The organism is Streptomyces sp. NPDC091371, assembly GCF_040684275.1.
Classification (GTDB): Bacteria; Actinomycetota; Actinomycetes; order Streptomycetales; family Streptomycetaceae; genus Streptomyces.
The window spans coordinates 38,914-60,533 of record NZ_JBFBFP010000022.1 but is presented as its reverse complement, the minus strand read 5'-3'; the positions used below and the strand labels follow the sequence as shown (position 1 = coordinate 60,533).

Below are 21,620 nucleotides of genomic sequence, written 5' to 3'. Positions count from 1 at the left end.
CCCTGATGAGGGAGGGAGGACTTCCCCAGCCCCCCGTGCTGGGGAAGTTCCCAGAGCATCGCGTCGGCCGTCGTGCCCGGACAAGGTCCGGCACCCAGATCTAACGTCCCGCTAAGAAAGCCCGTCCCGCGGTGGCCGCTACGGCTGCCGCTCGCTCCCCGGCGGTGGAGTGAGGCGGCGCGCGCCCGCCGCGGGAGTGGCGGTGAGGATGCGCGGGGCGCGGTGGCCGGCGGCGGCGAAGGCGGCCGTGACGCGGTCGCCCACCACGTCCTCCCGCCCCGCCCGCACCAGGGCGATGACGGAGCCTCCGAAGCCGCCGCCCGTCATCCGCGCGCCGAGAGCGCCGGCGTCCAGTGCGGCGGTCACCGCGAGGTCGGTCTCCGGGCAGGAGACGCGGTAGTCGTCGCGGAGCGAGGCGTGGCCGCTGGTGAGGATCGGGCCGAGCGCCGCCGCGTTCCCCTCCCGCAGCCGGGACACGGCTTCGGCGACCCGGGCGTTCTCGGTCACCACATGGCGGACCAGCGGGGCGAGTTCGGCCGGCAGCGCGTGCAGGGCCCGCGGGAGTTCCGCGGGGGGCAGGTCGCGCAGGGCGGGCAGGCCGAGCAGCGCGGCCGCCCGTTCGCAGCCCTGGCGCAGGGCCGCGTAGGCCCCGTCGCCGAGGTCATGGGCCACCCGGGTGTCGATGACCAGCAGCCGCAGCCCCTGGCCGCGCAGGTCGAAGGGCACGTGCCGGTGGTGCTCCGGGCTGCGGGCGTCGAGGTGGAGGGCGGACCCGGCCGTGCAGCAGACGGAGGCCATCTGGTCCATGATCCCGCAGGGGACGCCGACGAACGCGTTCTCCGCGCGCTGGGCGATCCGGGCCAGCGCGGCCCCGGACAGGCGCAGCCCGTACAGCTCGTCGTACGCGACGGCGACCGCGCACTCCAGCGCCGCGGAGGAGGAGAGCCCGGCGCCGGTGGGCACGGTGCTGTCGAAGTGGAGGTCCGCACCCGCGACCGGGTGGCCCGCCTCGGCGAGGGCCCAGACCACGCCGGCCGGGTAGCCGGCCCAGCCCTTCACGGAACCCGGGGCCAGCGAGGCCACGGGCAGTTCGGTGATCCGGCCGTCCCCCTGCGCGCTGTGCAGCCGCAGCCGGCCGTCCGTGCGCCGGCGCGCGGCGAGCAGAGTGCTCTGCGGGAGGGCCATGGGGAGGGCGAACCCGTCGTTGTAGTCGGTGTGTTCGCCGATCAGGTTGACCCGGCCCGGTGCTGCCCAGACCCCGTCCGGGGCGTCGCCGAAAAGCCGCCGGAAGGCGTCCGCGACCCGGTCCGCCCGCATGCCGTCGTCCTCGTGGTCCGTACGGTTCACGCCAGCGCCTCCCGCAGTCGCCGCGCCGCCGTCTCCGGGGCCACGTCGTTGATGAAGGCTTCGGTCCCGGACTCGGTCCCGGCGAGGAACTTCAGCTTGTCGGCGGTCCGGCGGACGGTGAACAGCTCCAGGTGCAGGGCCAGTTCGTGGCCGCCGGTGCGGGGAGCCTGGTGCCAGGCGGAGATGTACGGGGTGCGCGCCCGCGGCTGCCCGGCCACGGGGAACAGCCCGTCGAAGCGGCGCAGCAGGTCCAGGTAGATGCCGGGGAACTCGGCCCGCTCGGCCTCGGTGAGGCAGGTCAGGTCGGGAACGCGGCGGTGCGGGTAGAGGTGCACCTCGTACGGCCACCGGGCGGCGTACGGCACGAAGGCGGTCCAGTGCTCCCCGGCCGTCACGACGCGCTCGGTGGCGGCGCGGGCGCCGGCCAGGAGGTCCTCGAAGAGGTTGCGGCCGGTGGCGGCGCGGTGGGCGGCCGCGGCCGCGGTCATCTTGGCGGTGCGGGGCGTGACGAAGGGGAAGGCGTAGATCTGGCCGTGCGGATGACTGAGCGTCACTCCGATCTCGACCCCGCGGTTCTCGAAGCAGTACACCTGCTCGACACCCGGGAGTGCGGAGAGCTCCGCGGTGCGGTCCGTCCAAGCGTCGAGGACCAGGCGGGCCGCCGCCGGGGTGAGGTCGGCGAACGAGGCGTCGTGCTCGGGGGCGAAGCAGACGACCTCGCAGCGTCCCACCGGGCCCGAGAGCGAGGGGAAGCGGTTCTCGAAGACGGCCACCTCGTAGTCGGCGGCGGGGACCTCGCTGAGCCGGCCGTCCCGGGAGGGGCACAACGGGCATTCGCCCGCGGGCGGGTGGTAGGTGCGGTCCTGCCGGTGGGACGCGATCGTGATCCAGTCGCCGGTCGCCTCGTCCAGCCGCAGTTCGGGCCGGCTGCGCCCGGCGTCCAGCGGGCGCAGGTCGGGAGCCTCGCGTGCGGCGTTGTGGTCGGTGTCGAAGTAGATCAGTTCACGGCCGTCCGCGAGTTTCGCGAGTGTTTTCTTCACGCGCCAAGAATAAACAGAACCCAACACACATCACCAGCACCCAACAACATCACCGTGCTATCTTGCTGCTTTCCAACGGATTGACCGGACCCCTGGAGCAACCGTGGCCGAACAGGCAGCCCAGCTGGCCCACCAGCGGCGGGCGCTCATCCTGGACGCGGTCCGGCGCGACGGCGCGGTACGCGTGGCGGATCTCGTCGGACGGCTCGGCGTCTCGGACATGACGATCCGCAGGGACCTGGACGCCCTGGCCCGGAGCGGCGCCGTGGAGAAGGTCTACGGCGGGGCCGTCGCCGCGGCCGGGACCCGCGGCCACGAGCCCGGATTCGACGCCAAGTCCGATCTGGAGGGCGCCGCCAAGGCCGCCATCGCCGAAGCCGCCGCGACCCTGGTGGAACCGGGCAGCGTGGTCGCGGTGTCGGGCGGCACCACCGCGCACGCGGTCGCCGCCCGGCTGCTGGGCGTCCCCGAGCTCACGATCGTCACCAACTCGCTCCCGGTCGCGGAGCTGGTGCGGGCCGCGGGCGGGGACCCGGGGAACGGGGCCCCCACCCTGCTGCTCACCGGCGGCTCACCCACACCCTCGGCCGCGCTGGTCGGTCCGCTCGCGGACCTGGTGATCGGTTCGCTCCACGTCGACCTGCTCTTCCTCGGCGCGCACGGAGTGGCCGAGGAGGCGGGGCTGACCACCCCCAACCTCATGGAGGCGCAGACCAACCGGGCGCTGGTCGCCTCGGCCCGGCGGGTCGCCGTCGTCGCCGACCACAGCAAGTGGGGCGTCGTCGGACTCAGCGGATTCGCCGCCCTTGACCGGGCCGACTGGTTCGTCACCGACGCCGCGATGCCCGCCGAGGCCCGGGCCGTCCTGGCGGAAGCGGTGGGCGAACTCCTCATCGCGGGCGAGGAACACTGAGCCCCGCCGCCTGAAACGGTCCCCGCCGCCGGGCGTGCCCGGCGGCGGGTCCGCGCCGCGGGCCGGTCAGGCCTTCGCCGCGTCGTACCCCTCGCGCGCCTTCTCGATCGCGGCCATGCGCCGCGCCGTCCACCGCGCGAGGCCGCGGACCTGCTCTGCCGCCTCCCGGCCGAGGTCCGTGAGGGAGTAGTCCACGCGGGGCGGGATCACGGGCTTGGCGTCACGGTGGACCAGGCCGTCGCGCTCCAGGGTCTGCAGGGTCTGGGTCAGCATCTTCTCGCTGACCCTGCCGATCTGCCGCCGCAGCTCGCTGAAGCGGTACGAGCGGTCCAGCAGGGAGATCAGGACCAGGGTGCCCCAGCGGCTGGTGACGTGCTCCATCACGAGGCGCTCGGGGCACATCGCGTCCCCGCCGGCGTTCCGTACCCGGTCCACGATCGACGTCTCACTTACTTCCATGCCAGTACCTTACTTCAAGGTGGGTACTTCCTGTCGGTTAGTGCACCTCTTAGGGTAAGTGCACAGAGCCAATCCGACAGGGAGATTTCCGCCATGAGCATCGTCATCACGGGCGCCACCGGACACCTCGGCCGCCACGTCATCGAGGGCCTGCTGGAGAAGGTTCCGGCCGACCTGATCACCGCCGTCGTCCGCAACGAGGACAAGGCCGCCGACTTCGCCGCCCGCGGCGTGCGGATCGCCGTGGCCGACTACAACACCCCCGAGACCTTCGACGGCCTCTTCAAGGCCGGCGACAAGGTCCTCCTCATCTCCGGCAACGAGTTCCACAAGGGCCGCGTCGGCCAGCACAGGGTCGTCCTCGACGCCGCGAAGGCGGCGGACGTCGCGCTCTTCGCCTACACCAGCGCCCCCGGCAGCCTGACCGCCGCCCTCGCCGACGACCACCGGAACACCGAGGCGGCGATCCTCGAGTCCGGTGTGACGTACGCGCTGCTGCGCAACGGCTGGTACAACGAGAACTACACCGAGCAGCTGGCGCCCGTACTCCAGTCCAACTCCGTCACCCAGGCCGCCGGCGAGGGCCGCGTCGCGTCCGCCGCCCGCGCCGACTACGCCGCCGCGGCGGTCGCCGTACTCACCGGCGAGGGCCACGAGAACGCCACGTACGAGCTGAGCGGCGACACCGCCTGGAGCTTCGCCGAGTACGCGGCCGAACTGGGCAGGCAGAGCGGCAAGGAGATCGCCTACAACGCCGTTTCCGTCGAGGCCTACACCGGCATCCTGACCGGCCACGCCGGACTGCCCGCGCCGCTGGCGGCGATCCTGGGCGAGGTGGACCGCTCCATCGAGAAGGGCGAGCTGGCCGCCACCGGCGGCGACCTGTCCCGCCTTACCGGGCGGCCCACCACACCGATCGCCGACTCGATCGCCGCCGCGCTGAACCGGTGACATGCCGCGCTCGGCGTAATGGAGCCGTCGGGCCCTCCGGCCGCCGCACGCTGTGCGTGTCGGTCACGGTCGTGTCAGGGGACTCGTGTGGGGAACGCCAGAGCCCGCAAACGGCTTCACCGGGATGATGGTGCGCGAGAGGCGCGGACGCCCGACCTCGCCGAGCCGCGGCCGTCGCGGGCCCACCGGGCCCGGGAGATCGCGCGAGCCGAAGGCCCCGCGGCCGCCCGCATCGTGGTCACGGTCGCCGTCGCCTGGCAGGTCGCCCTCTGGCTGGGAGCCGACCAGCCGCCGGTCTACGCGGCGGTCGTCCCGCTGGTGGCCCTGCGCGGCGACCCGGTCACGGCCCTGGGCGCATCGGTGCAGCGGTCCCTCGGCGTGGTGGCCGGCGTCCTGATCGGGATCGCCGTCCTGAACGTGCTGCGCCCCTCGACCCTCACGCTGTCGCTGGTGGTGGCCCTGGGCCTGGGCGTCGGCATGGTCCTGCGGGCCGGCGGCGCGCTGAACATCCAGGTCGCGGCATCGTCCCTGCTGGTCTTTGCCAACGACTCACCCGACGCCTACGCATGGCACCGGGTCTGGGAGACCGGCGCGGGAGCCGCCGTGACCATCCTGCTCGCCCCGCTGCTGTGGCCGCCCGACCCCCACCGCGTCCTGGCAGTCATCGCCGACGACTGCCGGGCGCGCCTGATCCGGGCCCTCACCGGCACCGTAGCGGCCCTGGACGGCGGTCCGGCCGCCGCGCGCGACAACCTCACCCTGGTCAACGCCCACGTCGCAGCGGTCCACGCGGGCGCCGCCCGCGCCCGCGAAGCCGAACGCGCCATGAGGTTCAACCCCCTGCGCCGCCGTCACCGCGACACCCTACGCGGGCAGGCTGAGCATCGCCACCGCCGACGCGCTCACCCCCCACCTGACCACCCTGGCCAGGGAAGTCGCCGCGCTCACAGGCCGGGACGACCTCGCCCCCGACCTCGCCCGCGCTCGCCGCCGGCTCCCCGAACTGGCCTCCCTCACCGCGCGGGCCATCGACCGCACCCTGTCCGGGGACGACCCCCGACCCGCGGTGGGCGCCGCCCGCGCCAACCTGGAGGCCTACATCCGCGCGGACTCCCGCCCCCTCGCCGTCGCCCTGCGCCGGCCCTTCTACCAAGTCCTCAACGACCTCGACCAGCCCGCCCGCCCCGCCTGACGGCGAGGACGTCCCCGCGGGTCAAGGCGTCAGGGGCGCGAGCACCTGGTTGTGGGTGTGCTGGTAGATCACGGACGTACGGAATCCGACGACCTCGCGGCGCTCGGTGAACTTGTCCATCAGGAAGCCGTGGAGGTAGTCCACGCTGGGCACGGAGACGTGCACGATCATGTCGTCGCCTCCGGTGACGACGTAGACCGTACTGACCTCGGGCAGGCCGGCCGCGTACGTCTTGAACCCCTCGATGACGGCTCGGCTGAGGGGGCGGATCTGGAAGTGGATGAGCGCTTGGACGTGACGGTTCAGGGCGGCCGGGTCGACCGCGGCGTGAAAGCCGGTGATCACTCCGCGGGCGCGCAGTGAGCGGAGACGTTCAAGGCAGGTCGACGGGGCGATGCCGAGGGCTCGGGCGAGGTCGCGGTTGGTCTGCCGCGCATCGCGCTGCAGATGCCGGACGATCGCCGAATCAAGTTCGTCCATACGGCGATTATGGCTTCCGTACCGAATTTCGTTCGGTGAACGGCCGAGCCTGTTGTCGAAGCGGCTAGCTTCATGCCATGACAGCCGCACTTGAGCACGCTCTGGCCCTCAACACCCCCCACCCTTCACACGAGTTGGTGCAGGTCGTACGCGGACACCGCAGCGGCCTCGCGATCACCATCGCGATCCACTCGACCGCCCTCGGCCCGGCCGCCGGCGGGTGCAGGATCGTCCACTACCCAGACCCCGCCGCCGCGATCGCCGACGCGCTGCGGCTGGCGGCGGCGATGACCGAGAAGAACGCGCTGGCCGGTCTGGCCCACGGCGGCGCGAAGGCGGTCGTCGCCCTCCCCGCGGCGGGCCGTCCGCCGGCCCTTGACCGTACGGCGCTGCTCCACGACCTCGGCGACGCCATCGAATCGCTCGGCGGCCGCTACATCGCGGGCCCGGACGTGGGCAGCAGCCCGGCCGACATGTCCGTGATCGCCGAACGCACCGCGCACGTGTGCTGCCGCCCCGTCGAGGACGGCGGCAGCGGCGACTCCTCCCTCCACACCGCGCGCGGCACCCTCGCGGCCCTGCGCGCCGTGGCCGAGGAAGCCTTCGGCTCAGCCGACCTCGCCGGCCGGACCTTCGGGGTGATCGGCCTCGGCGCGGTCGGCGCCCACGTGGCCCGGCTCCTGAACCGGGCCGGCGCGCGGCTCGTCGTGACCGACATCAACCCGGCCACCCGCAGCCTGGCCGAGGAACTGGGCGCGACCTGGGTGGATCCGGACGACGCCCTCGCGGCGGAGGTCGACGTCCTCGTACCGGCAGCGCTCGGCGGCCTGCTGACCGCCGCAACGGTGCCGCTGCTGCGGTGCGCGGCTGTCGCCGGCCCGGCCAACAACCAGCTCGACGAACCGGCCACCGCCGGCCTGCTCGCCGGACGGGGCATCCTCTGGGCGCCCGACGTGATCGTCAGCGCGGGAGGCGTCATCCACGCCACCGGCGCCGAACTGCACCGGGAATCCGAGGAACAGCTGACCCAGCGCCTCCACGGCATCGCCGGCACGCTCCGGCAGGTCTTCCACACGGCCCGGACCCACCGGACCACCCCCGCGGCGGCGGCCACCGAACTCGCCGGGCAACGAGTCCGCCGGGCGACCCGCCCGGCCTGACGGGCCGCCGACACGGGGTCTCGGCGGGTCAGCGGCGTCTGCCAGACTTCGCGGCATGCGATTCTTCAAGCGAGCCGACGAGCCGAGCCCTGCTCAGGACGCGGAGCCGGCAGACCTCAGCACGCTGCTGCTCCAGGGCGAGGACATGATCGAGCAGCTGGCTCGCGCGCACGTGTCCTGGGGTCTTGGTTCGGCGGACCGCTGGGGCCTGGACCAGAGGACCGGCCTGATCACATGGACCTTCCCCGACAAGACCGCGACGGCGCCCGCGCAGATCCTGGCCAGTTTCAGTCCCTCGTCGGGCTCGTGGCTGTGGGCCTGGGCGAACGAGAGCATCCTTCCGGAGATGAGCCGCGACGCCCGGGGCGTTCGGGAGTGGGCAGAAGCCCATGGTCACCATGGGCTGACCCGACCGGAGGTCGACGCCGACGAGCAGGTGGCGGCGACCCTCGCGGCTCTGGCCGTGCGGATCACCAGGGCAGCCGGCTTCTATCGGGCCCCGGGAGGCAACTCCGTCGCGATCATCACGTTCGGGCCCGTCACCCTGACCGCTGTGGACGGCACCACGTCCACCGTCAACATCGCCCTCGACTAGCTGACCATCACCACGTTCGGTGCACACTCGCCTTGCTGCCGGTCACCAGGCTCGCCGGCGGGACGTCATCGGCCACGACCGCGCCCGCGGCGACCACGGAGTCCCGGCCGATGCTCACGCCCGGCAGGATCGTGGCACCGGCGCCGATCCACACGTTCTCCGCCACGTCGATGGGTGCGCCGGTGAGGTACAGCCGCCGCTCCTCGGGATCGACCGGGTGGCCGCTGGTGATGAACGTGACCTTCGGTCCGACCATCACGCGCTCGCCGAGCCGGATGCCGGCGTAGTCCAGGAACGTGCAGTTCTGATTGATGAAGACGCGCTCGGCGAGGTCGAGGTTCAGGCCGTGGTCCGTGTAGAAGGGCGGATAGATCGTGACCCTCGGCGGCAGCGGCTTGCCGAGGATCTGTTCGAACAATTCCGCCTTGCCCGCTTCGTCGTCGAACGGCAGGACGTTCAGGCGTGACGTGAGCTCGGTGACCCGCAGGACCCTCTCGGCCATCGCCTGGAACTCGGCACTGTGGATGCGCATGAGACGGTCGCTGGACATGCCGCGATCCTTCCTGATGTACCGGTGGCTGGACAAGGCTCACCGGCGGCGTGCTCGTCCGCGTCGTGCAGCGCATCGCATCGCATCCTCGCGCTGACCGCCGCGATCCGGACAACGACCACACCGGACGGCCCGTCCGGAGCCCATCATGGACGGTATGACGACCGAATCCCGTGCTCGTTCGTTCAGCTCGGCGGCCGCGCGCTACGCCGCCCACCGCCCTTCCTATCCGCCCGCGATCTTCGACACCCTGCCCGAACTCGCCGGATTCCCGCTGGCCGGCGCCCGAACCGCCGACGTCGGGGCCGGTACGGGCATCGCCACCGCGCTTCTGGAGGCGCGCGGTGCCCGTGTCGTCGGCGTGGAGCCGGGCGAGGGCATGGCCGCGGAGTTCCGGCGCCGCAATCCGCGGACGCCGCTGGTGCGCGCGGACGGCAACCGGCTCCCGTTCGCGTCCGGTTGCCTCGACCTGGTGACGTACGCGCAGTCCTGGCACTGGACCGACCCGGCCCGCGCCGCCCCGAAGCGCTGCGGGTGCTGCGTCCCGGTGGGGCGCTGGCGGTCTGGTCGAACGACCCGGACGTCACCGTCGGATGGATGGCGGAGCAGCAGACCCGCATCGAGGAGCGGTTCGGCCCGGGCTGGTACATCAACGAGCGCACGCGCTCGCAGTACGGAGTGCGGTTCACCCACCGCCGCCTGCCGTGGTCCCGGCGCGTCCCCGTCGACACGCATCTGGGCAAGCTGTCCACGCACTCCCTGTTCCTCCTCGGCAAGCCCGGCACGGACGCCTTCCTCGCCGAGGAACGCGCCCTCCTCATGCGGCGGTTCCCGGACGGATGGGTGGACGAGCACTACGTGGTCGACCTCAGCCTGGCCGTCCGCCCGAACGGGCCCGGGCGACAATGACGTCGTGGAGCCAACCGGTCAGATCATCGTCGCCCTGGATTTCGACGACCGCCGAGCCGCCGACGAACTCGTCGACCTGCTCGGTGAGGAATGCCGTTCCTACAAGGTCGGACTGGAGCTGCTCACGGCGTCCGGGCCGGGCCTGATCAGGGACCTCGTAGCCGAGGGAAAGGACGTCTTCCTGGACCTGAAGCTCTTCGAGATCCCCAACTCCGTGGCCGGCGCGGTCCGCGCAGCCGGTTCTCTGGGCGTCTCCATGGTGACCGTCCACAGCATGGGCGGCCCCGGCATCATGGCTGCCGCCGTGGCCGCGGCCCGCCCCTTCCCGCGCCTTCGCGTGCTGGCCCTCACCGTCGTCACCAGCATGACGACGTCCGACCTCGCCGACATCGGGGTCACCGGCTTGACGTCGACCGAGGACCAGGTGCTGCGGCTGGCCCGGCTGGCGGAAGCCGCCGGGTGCCACGGGGTGGTCGCCTCGCCGCAGGAAGCCGGGCCACTGCGTGCCGTGCTGGGAGCCGGCGCGCTGATCGTCACGCCGGGAGTTGCGCTGCCAGGTGAGACCCCGGGCGAGCACATCCGGTCCGGCACGCCGCACGGCGCCGTGGCCGGCGGCGCGTCACATGTCGTCGTGGGCCGGTCGGTGACCCGTGCCGCGGACCCGGCGGCCGCATTCCGTCTGGTCCGCGCCGACCTGGAGCGGTGAGGAGCCGCCGACTGCATGTAATGGTCTCAGAGGTTATCTGTTCCTATACTTCGGCGCATGCAGCCCGTAAAGATCAGACGAGCAACCGAACAGGACGCTGAGGCCCTCACGGCACTGATCCATGAGTCCAGTGCCTACCAGGGGCAGTACGCCACGGTGATCGCCGACTATCGAGTCACACCTGCCTACATCGACCGGCACCTGGTCTTTGCGGCAGTCGGCTCTACAGGCCAACTGCTGGGCTTCTACGCCCTGGTGGTGGACCTCGCTGAGCTGGACCTGGCCTTCGTGTCGGACGGGACGCAGGGCATGGGTGTCGGTCGGCGTCTCGTGGAGCACATGCTCGACCAGGCCGCACGGGAGGGCCTGACGCACGTGCGTGTCGTGTCGAACCCCCCTGCCGAGCAGTTCTACCGGCGCATGGGTGCCGAACCGGTAGGGACGATTCCTCCCGCGCCGCCGAAGGTGACGTGGGCGCGCCCGGAGCTGCGGTTCACTGTTGCCCGCCGTGCGGAGGCCACGGGCGTTCATTGATCGCAGCGACGACGGCGGGTGGCTTCGGTCAACCGCCGCCGCTACGCCGGTGGGCAACTCGCCCGGCAGGTCCCGGCGGGCCATGGCCCATTACACGGGGCCGGGTCGAGCGGGGCGGCAACACCCTCCCCGGCGGCCGCAAACGGTCCGGCAGGTGAACCATCCCGCCACACAGAAGTGCGTCAGCCGGGCCGCGCGATACCGTTCAACGGCCGTACCGTCAACGGATTGTGACGATCCCTCACCCCATGTACTTTCGGGGGTGGCCGCGGAGCACGAGCCGTCCGGGGGAGCGATGAAGATCGGCCTTGTTCTGCCTCTCGCCGAGTACCCGTCGGGGCAGCCTTCGTACACGGAGATCAGATCGCTCGCCCTCCAGGCGGAGGACTCGGGCTTTGACTCGGTGTGGGTCTTCGACCACCTGCTGTTCCGGGGGCAGGACGGGGCGAGCGAGGGCATCTGGGAGTCCTGGACCGTCCTGGCGGCCCTGGCCGAGGCCACCGAGCGGGTCGAGCTCGGCTCGTTCGTGATGTGCACCGCGTTCCGCAACCCCGCCGTGCTGGCCAAGATGGCCGTGACCCTCGACGAGGTCAGCCGGGGCCGTCTCATCCTCGGTCTGGGCGCCGGCTGGCACCAGCCCGAGTTCGAGGCCTTCGGCATCCCCTTCGAGAGCCGGGTGGACCGGTTCGAGGAGGCGCTGCAGATCATCGTCGGGCTGCTGCGGACCGGGCGTGTCGACTTCACCGGCCGCCACCACTGGTCGCGCGCCGGCGAGCTACGGCCCCGCGGGCCCCGGCCCGGAGGCCCGCCCGTCCTGGTCGGTGCGAACCGGCCGCGGACGATGGGGCTGGCGGCGCGGTACGCGGACCTGTGGAACTCCTGTTGGTTCGGCTCTCCCTCCGGCGCCGTGGAGGTCCTCGCCAGGGTGCGGGAGAGCTGCCTGGGCGAAGGGCGCGATCCGGCGACGCTGGGCATCACGCTCGGCGTCAACGTCAGCGTCGAGGGGGAGGACGGTCGCGGCGGGGAGGCGCCCCCGGGCGTCGACGTCCTGACCGGATCGCCGGGCGTGGTGGCCCGGGGGTTGCGCCGGTACGAGGCGCTCGGTGTCTCCCACCTCGTCCTCAACCTCAATCCGCATCACAGGGAAGCCCAGAGCCGCCTCGGCGCGGCCCTGCGGCTGTACCGGTCCGGAGCCCGGCCGACCACAGAAAAGGTGAACCAATGACGTGGACCGTCGATGAATCACGGGTGCGGCCCTTCCTGTCGGCCGCCGAACGGCGCGATGTCACGGGGATGTTGAGAGGAGCACCGGAACGGGGCCGGACCTTCTCCGAGACGGGGGAGGCGGACGCGGGTTCCCATCCCGTGGTGCCCGAGGCGCGCAAGAGGTGGAAGGACAGCAAGGATTTCAAGGACTTCAAGGACATCAAGGACGGCAAGGACGGCAAGGACGGGAAGGAGTCCAAGGACGTCAAGGACGGCAAGGACACGAAGGACGGCAAGGAAACCAAGGACATCAAGGACTACAAGGACAGCAAGGACTCGAAGGACAACAAGGACTACAAAGATTCGAAGGACAGCAAGGACACCAAAGACACCAAAGACGGCAAGGACGGGAAGGACGGCAAGGACGGCTTCGACGGGGCCATGACCCCGCCCGGCCCCGGCGCCTTCGTGGACCGGGCACTCGGATCCGCCGCCGGGGTCGGCCCCGGCCCCGCGAGCGCCGGCATGGGGAACGCGTCACCGGCCCCGGCGGGACGGCTCACGGAGGAGCAAGAGGTCGCGGCGGAACTGCGGGGCTCTCGGATCAACCGACTGCTGAGGAGGCGCGGTGTCGTCATCTGAGGTGCCCCGCGCCGACTTCTCCGGACTGGTCATCGTCGCCGACCCCGAGGATCCGGTGGCGGTCGAGGTGCGGGACTTCGTCCGCGAAAGCGGGCACGAGGCCGCCGTTCTCGACGTGTTCGATGCCGCACAGATGTTCACCGTCACCGTCGAGGACGACACGGCCGTCGTCGAGCCGGCCCTGCCGATGGTGCTCCGCCTGCCCGCACCGCCCCTGCTCAGGATCAGCTTCGACGCCGAGTTCCAGCTCAACGAGTGCCTCGCGCACCTGTGGGCCGTTGCCGCCCTCACCCCGGCACCCGTGATCAACCGTCCCGCGCCCGGCGCCCTGGGCAGCAGCGTCTCCGCCTCCGCGGCGCTGACCGAACTGCGGGCCGGACTGCCCGTCGGCTCGGTCGAGGTGTTCTCCTCCCGGCCGCCGGAGCCCGACGGGCCCGCGGCAGCGGACGGGGAGGGCACCCAGTGGTGGGTGCAGGACCTGAGCTCCTGGACCACACGGCCCTGGCCCGAGCAGTCGGCCGCCCCCGGCCCCTACCGTGCGCGGTGGTCGGACCCCGACCCCCTGTTCGAGAACGTGGTGGTGCTCGGGGAGCACGCCTGGCCGTGCAGCGCCGTCGAACTCGACGGGCTGCGCCTGGAGGAACGCAGCACCGAGATCGTCGCGCGACTCGGACTCCAACTGGCCTCCGTGGTCTGGCGCATATCCCCGGACCTCACCGGTGCGAAGCCCGTCCTCGTAGAGCCGTTCCCCGATGTGGAACAGCTGCGCATGGTCTGGCTGGGTCTCGGCCCCCGACTCCTGAAGGTGATCTTCCCATGATCTACACCGTCGGACTCGCCTCCGAGAGCACCATCGCGCACTTCACCGACGCCGCCGAGGCCCGCGGAGTCCACGTCGAGAACGTGGACCTGAGCGAGGTGGTGCGGCAGGACGACTGGCGGCTGGCCATCGGCGGGTCCCGTCCGGCGCGGCTCGGCGAGCACACCCTCGATCCCGAAGGCTCGTACTACTGCCGGATCAGCGACCTGTCGTCCCTCGCCGAGGACCGGGAGCAGGCCCTGCGCTGGCGCTGGCTCACCACCGCCCTCACCGCCTGGCTCGACCAGATCCCCGGTCTGGTCGTCAACCGCCCTTCCATCCGATCCGACAACGGCTCCAAGCCGCTCCACGAACGGTCCCTGGCCGGCGACGGGTTCAGGGTTCCGCCCGCCATCACCGGCTCCTCGCCGGAACGCCTGCAGGCCTTCGCCGAGGCCGGGCCGACCATCGTCAAGGCGGTGTCAGGGGTACGCGCCGACAGTCGGCTCCTGCGGCCCGGCGAGCTGGCCGACTTCGACCCCTGGCAGGGACCGATCCACCTTCAGCGCTACGTACGGGGCCGGGACGTCCGCGCCCACGTCGTCGGCGACCGGGTGCACGCCGAGGAGATCCGCTCCGGCGCGGCGGACTACCGGACCGACCCCGACGCGGTGTTCACCCCGTACGAGCTGCCCGGACCGCTCGCGGAGCAGGTCGTCCGCCATACCGCGGACCTGGGCATGTCCCTCGCGGGCTGGGACTTCAAGGTCGCCGACGACGGCACCCACTGGTGCCTGGAGGTCAACCCGATGCCGGCGTACGACTGGTACGACCGGCGGCTGGGCGGTGACATCACCGCATCGCTCCTCGCACTGCTCCAGGGGAGGCACCCGTGATCGACAGGCTGACCGTACTCACCGAAGCCGAAAGCGACGCGCTGCGCGAGACCGTGCACGGCCTGCGCGAGCACTGGATCCCGCGCGGCGCCGAACCCGCCTCCTTCTTCACACTGGGCACGCCCAGCTACCTCGACCTCGCCGAGAACCCGGACGTCGGCGACTACCAGAAGCGGGCCGACACCTCCAGGCCGCTCCTGTGGGAGGCCTTCGGCGGGCTGTACGAGCGGCTCGCCGACCTCCTCGAAGGGCATCTCGGCGCCCCCGTCCACTACCCCGGACACCTCGCCATGCCCGGCTTCCACGTGTGGCTGTCCGCAGCCGTGTTCACCAAGCCCAAGGCGCCCGTCCACTTCGACATGCAGTACCGGGCCTTCAGCTGGCCCCCCGGGACCGACCTGACCCGGCTGGTGTCCTTCACCCTGCCCGTCCGGCTGCCCGCGGCCGGCGGCGGCCTGAACGTCTGGGACGCCGACTACGAGGACTTCCGCCGGGCCGCCGGCAAGGGCTGGATCGAGAGCGCCGCCGACCTCAAGCGCTTCCACACCAAGCACTACGTCCCCTACACCCCCGGCCAGATGGTGATCCACTCCGGCCACACCCTCCACCAGGTCGCCCCCAGCAGCCGTGTGGAACCCGACGACGAGAGGCTCACGCTCCAGGGCCACGGGGTCTGGAGCGCCGGACGCTGGCTCCTGTACTGGTGACCGGTGACCGTGCCGCGTATCCGGTGCGTGTATCGCGGGCGTATCGAAAAGCGCATACGCCACGGCAACGGCCCGTCGTCTCCCATGGGTCCATGAACCACAACGCCTCCCCGCCCTCCCCGTCCTCACAGCCCCGCCACACGCGCAGGATCGTGCTGATCGGCCTGTCGGTCCTCGGCGTGGCGAGCGCCGTGTTCGTCGTGCGGGGGCCGCTGCTGATGTCCGCTCCGGCGTGCATGGCCGGGCGGTGGCACGGCTGCTTCGACACGTTCAACGGCGTGGTGCTCATGACGCTGGTCGCGCTGCCGTTGGCCGCGCTGGTGGTGTGGGCCCTGGCGCGCCGTCGGCGTGCCGCCGGCGTCGCACCGGCGTGGCGGATGCCGCTGGCCGAGGTGGGCATGGTCCACGGGACGGTGCCGTTCGTCTGGTTGACGATGATGCCGGGCGCCGGGGCCGGCATCGTCCCCGGCCGGGTGAGCCTGGTACCGCTGCGGGACCTGATCACGATGGGGCCGCTCGGGATCGCCGGCAACCTGCTGGTCTTCGCGGCACTGGGGTTCTTCGCCCCGATGCGGTTCGCGGCGCTGGCGTCCGTGCCGCGGATCCTGGCGCTCGGGGCGGGCTGCTCGGCCCTGGTCGAGATCGCGCAGTACGTCCTGCGCCTGGACCGGGTGTCCTCCGTGGACGACGTACTGGTCAATGCCGCCGGCGCCGTGCTGGCCGCGCTGGCGTCGCGCCGCTGGTGGCGTACCACGACGCAAGCGCCGTCGGACCGGCCGCGCCCCGCGCCGGCCCCGGCATCGGCATCGGCGGCGGCACGATGAACCGCGCGTCCGGTGGGCCCCGCCTCCCGGCATGCGTCGGCGCCGGGTCCTGTCGTCGCGTTGCTTAGGCTTCGGACATGCGCGTACTGATCGTCGAGGACGAGCCCTACCTGGCCGAAGCCGTCCGTGACGGCCTCCGGCTGGAAGCGATCGCCGCCGACATCGCCGGCGACGGCGACTCCGCCCTGGAACTGCTCAGCGTCCACTCCTACGACCTCGCGGTCCTCGACCGCGACATCCCCGGCCCCTCCGGAGACGAGGTCGCCCGCCGCATCGTCGCCTCCGGCAGCGGCATCCCGATCCTCATGCTCACCGCCGCCGACCGGATCGACGACAAGGCGTCCGGGTTCGAGCTCGGTGCCGACGACTACCTCACCAAGCCGTTCGAGCTGCGGGAGCTCGTCATGCGGCTGCGGGCGCTCGACCGCAGGCGCGCGCACGCCCGGCCCCCGGTCCGCGAGATCGCCGGCCTGCGCCTCGACCCCTTCCGCCGGGAGGTCTTCCGCGACGGCCGCTACGTCGCGCTCACCCGCAAGCAGTTCGCCGTGCTCGAAGTCCTCGTCGCCGCCGACGGCGGGGTCGTCAGCACCGAAGATCTGCTGGAACGGGCCTGGGACGAGAACGCCAACCCCTTCACCAACGCCGTCCGCATCACCGTCTCCGCACTGCGCAAACGGCTCGGCGAACCGTGGATCATCGCCACGGTGCCGGGCGTCGGCTACCGCATCGATTCCGGCAGCCCCGACCTCGGCCCCGATCTCGGCTCCGACACCGACCGCCCCGGTGCCGCCGGTGCCTAGACGCCCAGGGCTCAGCGCCCGGCTGAAGCTCACCCTCAGCTACGCCGGGTTCCTCGCCGTCGCCGGCGCGCTCCTGCTGGCCGTGGTGTGGGGGTTCCTGCTGCGCTACGTCCCCGACAACCCCCAGGGGCTTCTCGGGATCTCGCCCAACCGCTACCTCCTCGTACGCACCTTCGTCCCCGCCGCGGCCGTGGCGATGGGCTTCCTGCTCGTGTTCGGGCTCGCCGGGGGATGGATCCTCGCCGGCCGGATGCTCGCACCGCTCACCCGGATCACGGCCGCGGCACGGACGGCCGGGAACGGATCGCTGGCCCACCGGATCCGCATGGAAGGCCGCCAGGACGAGTTCCGTGAACTCGCCGACGCGTTCGACACCATGCTCGGACAACTCGAATCGCACGTCGCCGAGCAGCAGCGGTTCGCCGCGAACGCCTCCCACGAACTGCGCACCCCGCTGGCCATCTCCCAGACCCTGCTCGACGTCGCCCGCAAGGACCCCACGCGGGACAAGGACGAACTCCTCGCACGCCTGCAGGCCGTCAACAGGCGCGCGATCGACCTCACCGAGGCCCTCCTGCTGCTCAGCCGCAGCGACCGCGGGCACGTCACCCGCGAGAGCGTCGACCTCTCCCTCGTCGCCGAAGAGGCCGCCGAAACCCTGCTCCCCCTCTCCGAACAGCGCGGGATCACACTCGACGTCACCGGCGGTGCGGCACGCACCAGCGGCTCGGCGGAGCTCCTGCTGCGGATGGTGACGAACCTCGTCCAGAACGCCGTCGTCCACAACCTCCCCGCCGGCGGCTCCGTCACCGTCCACACCGAGGCGCAGGGCGACGCGAGCGTGGTGCGGGTCGAGAACACGGGGCGACCGCTGCCACCCGAACTGGTGCCGACCCTCACCGAACCCTTCCGGCGCGGAACGGAACGCGTACGCACCGACGAGCACGCGGGCGTCGGCCTCGGCCTCGCCATCGTGCACAGTATCGTCCGCGCCCACGACGGGACCCTCGACCTCGCGCCCCGGCCCGCCGGCGGTCTCGTCGTCACGGTCCGGCTTCCCGGCCTGCCGTAGGCACCGTCCCGAGCGGCGGGCTGGGCATCGCTGTCAGTGCCCTCCGCCACAATGCGTTGCGTGATCAACGAACTCGAAGCGATCGACTGGTCGTCGATGAACCACGCGTACGGTCCGGCCGGTGACGTTCCGCTGTGGCTGCGGGACATGCGCTCGGCCGACCCCGTTGTCCGGGAGAAGGCGTTCAGCGCGTTCTACGGCGCGGCCCACCACCAGGGCGACGTGTACCCGTGCACGACGGCGAGCCTGCCGTTCCTCTTCGACATGGCCGACGACCCCGAGGTCCCCGACCGTGCCGCGGTCATCGGGCTGCTGCTCGGCATCGGACGCGCAGCCGTGGACGGCGGCGAGGGCATCCGCATCGCACCGGACGGCACCGAGTCGTCCGCCTGCGCGGACGGCGCGGCGGTGATGCGCGCACGCGCCGACGCCTTCGTGCGCTACGCGGCGGACCCGGATCCGCTGGTGCGCCGGGCGGCGATCGAGGGACTGGGCCTCTTCCTCGACGACGCCGACCGCGCGGTGGAGATACTCGGGGGACGGCTGCCGGCGGAGAGCGGGACCACGGAACGGCTGCTCGTCGTCCGGACGATGGCGGACCTCGCGCTGCGGCTGCCCGCCGCACGAGATGCCGCCACGAGCCGGCTCGGCACCCTGGCCGATGACACGGAGGCGGACCCCGACCTCCGCCTCGCCGCGCTCGTCCACCGGGCCCGTTGCGTCCCGGAGGGCATCACGGACGAAGTCGTACCGACCGCGATCCATCTGCTGCGTGAACTCACGCCCACCCCGCAGAGCGCGCCCGAAGGGGCCGCATGCCGGTCCGGTGCCGGGGAGGGCGCGTGCACGGATGCCGCCGCGCCCGCGACGGCACACGACGTCCCGCCGCAAATAGCCGCCGCGTTCGAGGACCTCGCACGGCACAACCGTGTCCACGCCCCGACCACGTCCCTGTTGAACACCTTCCACGAGGTGCTGAACGCCCGCGTGCCCGCACGCACGGCCGTGCTCACCGAACAGCTCCGCAGCCCGGACCCCGCCACCCGCTACGACGCGATCCGCATGACCCAGAACCTCGTCACCGGCTGGCGCGGTGACCACACCGGCCTCGTCATGCTCCTCGCGGACCTCCTGCAGCTGGACGATCCGTACACCGCCGCGGCGGCGGGCGAGTGCCTCGGATCCCTGGTGCCGGTCTGCGAGCCTGCCCGCGAAGCCCTCGCCGCCTACGTCGCCGCACACCGCACGGCGTACGGGCCGGACGTGTGGGCGGCGCCGAACCCACGGTTGCGCCGCGCCCACCAGGAAGCCGTCATGGCGCTGGCACGCCTGGGTGACCCACGGGCGCTGCCCTGCCTGCTGACGGCCCTGGACAGCGGTACCGACGCCTGGCGCGCCGTTCAGGTCGCCGGTCGTCTGGGCCCGGCCGCCGGCGAACTCGTACCGAGGCTGACCCGGCGGCTCGCCGCCGTGGACTTCTCGGAGGAGTGGGCCGGCATGGGCGCCGGCGCCGTGATCTCCGCCCTCGGCGACCTCGGCGACCCCACGGCCGTTCCCGCGCTCGCCGACGCCGTCACCGCCGCGGTCCGCCACGAGCAGTGGCGCACCGCGGCCTCCGCCGTGGAGGCGCTCGCCTCCTTCGGAGCCCGCGCCTCATCCGTCCTGGAGGTGGTCCGCCCGCTCGCCGACGCCGGAGACGTCGACCTCAGGGCGGCCGCCACGGCCGCGCTGTGGGCGATCGGACGCGACCCGGAGGGCGTCCTGCCGCGGCTGAACGACCTGCTCGACAGCTACCGCGCCCACGGCGCGGCCGACGTCCTGGGCCGGATCGGCCCGCCCGCCGCGACGGCGCTGCCGCGCCTGCGCAGGATGCTGACCGCCGACTACGAGTGGACCCGCGTCCACGCCGCGGCCGCGCTGTGGGACATCGGCGGCGAGGCCGAAGCCCCTCTCGTGCTCCAGACGCTGCTGGCCGCGTGGGACGAGAACGAGGCCACCTCGAACCACGTCCTGGCCTGCCTGAACCGCATGGGCCCGGCCGCCGCACCTGCCCTTCCCCGCATCCGAGCGGAACTCGCATGGCCCCGCCGCAGCGGCCGCTTCCAGGACATCACGCACGACGAAGAACTGCAGCGCACCTGCCGCGCCGTGGCGGCCCGTCTCGCCAGGGCCGTCACGTAGGGTGGGCCGGTCCGCGAACAGCCAAGGAGAACGGGGGAGTTGGTGGAATCCTTGCGGCCCGGCGACCAGCGGGAGATCGGGGGGTACCGCCTGCTGGCGCGCCTCGGCGAAGGGGGAATGGGCGAGGTGTTCCTGGCCCGGACCGCGTCCGGGCGGCCGCTGGCCCTGAAGACCGTGCACCGGGAGCTGAGCCTGGAGCCGGACTTCGCCGACCGGTTCGCCCGCGAGATACGCACCAACGACCGTGTGCGCAGTGCGTGGACGGTCTCGGTGGTGGATTTCAGCCCGCCGGGGGTGCTGCCGCAGTGGCTGGCGACGGAATACGTTGCCGCGCCGTCGCTGGGCGACTGGGTGCACCAGTACGGACCGCTGGGGGCACCGGCCGTGGCGTGCCTGGCCCGGGAGCTGGCAGCCGCGCTGGTCACCGTACGGGCGACCGGCGTGGTCCACCGCGACATCAAGCCGGCCAACGTACTGCTCGGTCCGGAGCGGCCCTTCCTCATCGATTTCGGGATCGCCCGCGCGGTGCGCGACCCGCGCCACACCCAGACGGGCACGGTCATCGGCACGCCCGGCTATCTCGCGCCGGAGCAGGCGACGGGTGCCGTGGCATCGGCTCCGGCGGACGTGTTCTCCCTTGCCGCGGTCCTCGTGTACGCGGCCACCGGACGCGGTCCGTTCCTGGCGCGCGGCGAGGAGCTGGAGCTGCCGGCCCTCCTGTACCGGATCGTCCACGACGAGCCGCGCCTCGACGGCCTGCCGGAAGCACTTCTGCCGCTGGTGGGGGAGTGCCTGGCGAAGGACCCGGACCAGCGCCCGACCGCCGAGGACCTGGTGGCGCGGCTCGGCGCGGCGGCCGCAGCAGAGGAAGACTGGAGCAGCGTGATACCGGCGGCCCTGGCCGCCGACGTCGGCCGCCGGGAGGCCGAACTCCGCCGACTGCTGACCGCGTCACAGCGGCCCGCCCCCGCCCCCGCCCCCACGCCCGCGGGGCCCGGCACGTCCCGGGTCCCCCCACCGCAGCCCCAGTACGCCCCCGTCACACCCGCGGCCCCGGCTCCGTCCGCTCCCTCCCCACACCCGCGCGGGTGGGCCTCCCGCCGGCCCCTGGCCACCGGCGCGGCCGCGGCCCTCGCCGCCGCCCTCGTCACGCTCGCGATCCGCCTTCCCGGGGGAGGCGAGGGCGACGGGTCCGCATCCCCCACGCCGTCGGCGTCCGCACCGGCGTCCTCACCGGCCTCGCTGCCGGAGTCGTGGGTCGGCACCTGGTCCGGCGTCGGGCCCGGGACGCCGGACGCGGACGGCATCTCCCGGGCGAGGACAGGTGAGTTCGCGGTCACGGTCACGCTGCGCGCAGGGGTCGTGGGCGAGCTCGTCGGCGGGCAGGTCAGCGACGTCAAGGAGGTCTCCACCGGGCGCAACCTGGGGTGCACGGAGGCCCTCGAGCTGCGGCAGGTCAGCCGGACCACGGCGGTCTTCGCGGCGGTGACCAGCCACCCGACCGACCGCACGGCCACCTTCGACTGCCCCCGGGGCAATCTCTACGTGCTGACGCTGGACAACCCGGACCGCCTGACCCTCGCCTCGGAGGGAGCCCAGTCGGCGGGCGCCCCCGCATCCCTGTCCCGCCGCCCCTGAACCCGGGTCCCGCCCCCGG

Annotated in this window: 22 protein-coding genes and 2 pseudogenes; 19 read left to right on the top strand and 5 right to left on the bottom strand. The window is 72.5% G+C overall.

Going from position 1 to position 21,620, the window contains the following annotated elements; translation table 11 throughout:
• Positions 1-138: 138 nt before the first annotated feature.
• Positions 139-1,317: a galactokinase gene (gene galK, locus AB0O21_RS23455; RefSeq protein ID WP_365173540.1), complete on the bottom strand. Its 1,179-nt coding sequence runs from the start codon at positions 1,315-1,317 to the stop codon at positions 139-141.
• 26 nt (positions 1,318-1,343) lie between these two features.
• Positions 1,344-2,387, bottom strand: coding sequence for a galactose-1-phosphate uridylyltransferase (galT, locus tag AB0O21_RS23450; protein WP_365173421.1), 1,044 nt, complete (start codon positions 2,385-2,387; stop codon positions 1,344-1,346).
• Positions 2,388-2,490: 103 nt separating this feature from the next.
• Here galT and AB0O21_RS23445 point away from each other — a divergent pair, with 103 nt between their 5' ends.
• A complete protein-coding gene (locus AB0O21_RS23445) occupies positions 2,491-3,300 on the top strand; it encodes a DeoR/GlpR family DNA-binding transcription regulator (protein ID WP_365173419.1) in 810 nt (269 codons plus the stop codon).
• Positions 3,301-3,366: 66 nt separating this feature from the next.
• On the opposite strand, the gene AB0O21_RS23440 is transcribed toward AB0O21_RS23445, so the two are convergent.
• Positions 3,367-3,759, bottom strand: coding sequence for a helix-turn-helix domain-containing protein (locus AB0O21_RS23440; protein WP_365173416.1), 393 nt, complete (start codon positions 3,757-3,759; stop codon positions 3,367-3,369).
• A gap of 93 nt (positions 3,760-3,852) precedes the next feature.
• On the opposite strand from AB0O21_RS23440, the gene AB0O21_RS23435 reads away from it, so the two are divergent.
• The 3 genes and pseudogenes from AB0O21_RS23435 to AB0O21_RS23425 all read left to right on the top strand — a co-directional run bounded on the left by AB0O21_RS23435 (position 3,853) and on the right by AB0O21_RS23425 (position 5,902).
• Complete coding sequence (locus tag AB0O21_RS23435) at positions 3,853-4,710, top strand: SDR family oxidoreductase (protein ID WP_365173413.1); 858 nt, start codon at positions 3,853-3,855, stop codon at positions 4,708-4,710.
• Positions 4,711-4,728: 18 nt separating this feature from the next.
• Positions 4,729-5,313 (top strand): annotated as a pseudogene (locus AB0O21_RS23430) (FUSC family protein); the annotation flags it as partial.
• 463 nt (positions 5,314-5,776) lie between these two features.
• Positions 5,777-5,902: a hypothetical protein gene (locus AB0O21_RS23425; protein ID WP_365173555.1), complete on the top strand. Its 126-nt coding sequence runs from the start codon at positions 5,777-5,779 to the stop codon at positions 5,900-5,902.
• A 21-nt stretch (positions 5,903-5,923) separates the two neighbouring features.
• Here AB0O21_RS23425 and AB0O21_RS23420 read toward each other — a convergent pair whose 3' ends face one another.
• Positions 5,924-6,382, bottom strand: coding sequence for an Lrp/AsnC family transcriptional regulator (locus AB0O21_RS23420; protein ID WP_365173410.1), 459 nt, complete (start codon positions 6,380-6,382; stop codon positions 5,924-5,926).
• Positions 6,383-6,459: 77 nt separating this feature from the next.
• Here AB0O21_RS23420 and AB0O21_RS23415 point away from each other — a divergent pair, with 77 nt between their 5' ends.
• Together AB0O21_RS23415 and AB0O21_RS23410 are read left to right on the top strand one after the other, a co-directional pair.
• A complete protein-coding gene (locus AB0O21_RS23415; RefSeq protein WP_365173407.1) occupies positions 6,460-7,542 on the top strand; it encodes a Glu/Leu/Phe/Val dehydrogenase dimerization domain-containing protein in 1,083 nt (360 codons plus the stop codon).
• Positions 7,543-7,597: 55 nt separating this feature from the next.
• Entirely contained in the window at positions 7,598-8,137 is a 540-nt protein-coding gene (locus AB0O21_RS23410; RefSeq protein ID WP_365173405.1) for a DUF6882 domain-containing protein, read from the top strand.
• A gap of 7 nt (positions 8,138-8,144) precedes the next feature.
• On the opposite strand, the gene AB0O21_RS23405 is transcribed toward AB0O21_RS23410, so the two are convergent.
• A complete protein-coding gene (locus tag AB0O21_RS23405) occupies positions 8,145-8,687 on the bottom strand; it encodes a DapH/DapD/GlmU-related protein (protein WP_365173403.1) in 543 nt (180 codons plus the stop codon).
• A gap of 157 nt (positions 8,688-8,844) precedes the next feature.
• Between AB0O21_RS23405 and AB0O21_RS23400 the strand changes: the two are divergent.
• From AB0O21_RS23400 to AB0O21_RS23340, 13 genes and pseudogenes are all read left to right on the top strand, one after another.
• A pseudogene (locus tag AB0O21_RS23400) lies at positions 8,845-9,596 on the top strand (class I SAM-dependent methyltransferase).
• 4 nt (positions 9,597-9,600) lie between these two features.
• Positions 9,601-10,302, top strand: a complete 702-nt coding sequence (gene pyrF, locus AB0O21_RS23395; protein WP_365173400.1) for an orotidine-5'-phosphate decarboxylase — start codon at positions 9,601-9,603, stop codon at positions 10,300-10,302.
• Positions 10,303-10,359: 57 nt separating this feature from the next.
• A complete protein-coding gene (locus AB0O21_RS23390) occupies positions 10,360-10,836 on the top strand; it encodes a GNAT family N-acetyltransferase (RefSeq protein ID WP_365173397.1) in 477 nt (158 codons plus the stop codon).
• 262 nt (positions 10,837-11,098) lie between these two features.
• Positions 11,099-12,061, top strand: a complete 963-nt coding sequence (locus AB0O21_RS23385) for an LLM class flavin-dependent oxidoreductase (protein ID WP_365173395.1) — start codon at positions 11,099-11,101, stop codon at positions 12,059-12,061.
• Positions 12,058-12,684 (top strand): hypothetical protein, encoded by a 627-nt coding sequence (locus AB0O21_RS23380; RefSeq protein WP_365173393.1) that lies wholly within the window; start codon positions 12,058-12,060, stop codon positions 12,682-12,684. Before AB0O21_RS23385 ends, AB0O21_RS23380 begins: the two co-directional genes overlap by 4 nt.
• The gene (locus AB0O21_RS23375) at positions 12,671-13,504 is read left to right on the top strand and encodes a hypothetical protein (protein WP_365173390.1); all 834 of its coding nucleotides are present in this window, start codon (positions 12,671-12,673) and stop codon (positions 13,502-13,504) included. The genes AB0O21_RS23380 and AB0O21_RS23375 overlap by 14 nt, the downstream gene beginning before the upstream one ends.
• Positions 13,501-14,379 carry a hypothetical protein gene (locus AB0O21_RS23370; protein ID WP_365173387.1) on the top strand — a complete coding sequence of 293 codons (879 nt, stop codon included), beginning with the start codon at positions 13,501-13,503 and terminating at the stop codon, positions 14,377-14,379. The genes AB0O21_RS23375 and AB0O21_RS23370 overlap by 4 nt, the downstream gene beginning before the upstream one ends.
• Positions 14,376-15,086 carry a hypothetical protein gene (locus AB0O21_RS23365; RefSeq protein WP_365173384.1) on the top strand — a complete coding sequence of 237 codons (711 nt, stop codon included), beginning with the start codon at positions 14,376-14,378 and terminating at the stop codon, positions 15,084-15,086. The genes AB0O21_RS23370 and AB0O21_RS23365 overlap by 4 nt, the downstream gene beginning before the upstream one ends.
• Before the next feature lie 92 nt (positions 15,087-15,178).
• Positions 15,179-15,910: a VanZ family protein gene (locus tag AB0O21_RS23360; protein WP_365173382.1), complete on the top strand. Its 732-nt coding sequence runs from the start codon at positions 15,179-15,181 to the stop codon at positions 15,908-15,910.
• 77 nt (positions 15,911-15,987) lie between these two features.
• Positions 15,988-16,710 (top strand): response regulator transcription factor, encoded by a 723-nt coding sequence (locus AB0O21_RS23355; protein ID WP_365173380.1) that lies wholly within the window; start codon positions 15,988-15,990, stop codon positions 16,708-16,710.
• A complete protein-coding gene (locus tag AB0O21_RS23350; RefSeq protein WP_365173377.1) occupies positions 16,703-17,782 on the top strand; it encodes a HAMP domain-containing sensor histidine kinase in 1,080 nt (359 codons plus the stop codon). Before AB0O21_RS23355 ends, AB0O21_RS23350 begins: the two co-directional genes overlap by 8 nt.
• Before the next feature lie 51 nt (positions 17,783-17,833).
• Positions 17,834-19,963: a HEAT repeat domain-containing protein gene (locus tag AB0O21_RS23345; RefSeq protein WP_365173375.1), complete on the top strand. Its 2,130-nt coding sequence runs from the start codon at positions 17,834-17,836 to the stop codon at positions 19,961-19,963.
• Between the two features lie 42 nt (positions 19,964-20,005).
• A complete protein-coding gene (locus AB0O21_RS23340) occupies positions 20,006-21,601 on the top strand; it encodes a serine/threonine-protein kinase (protein ID WP_365173537.1) in 1,596 nt (531 codons plus the stop codon).
• The last annotated feature ends 19 nt before the right edge of the window (positions 21,602-21,620 follow it).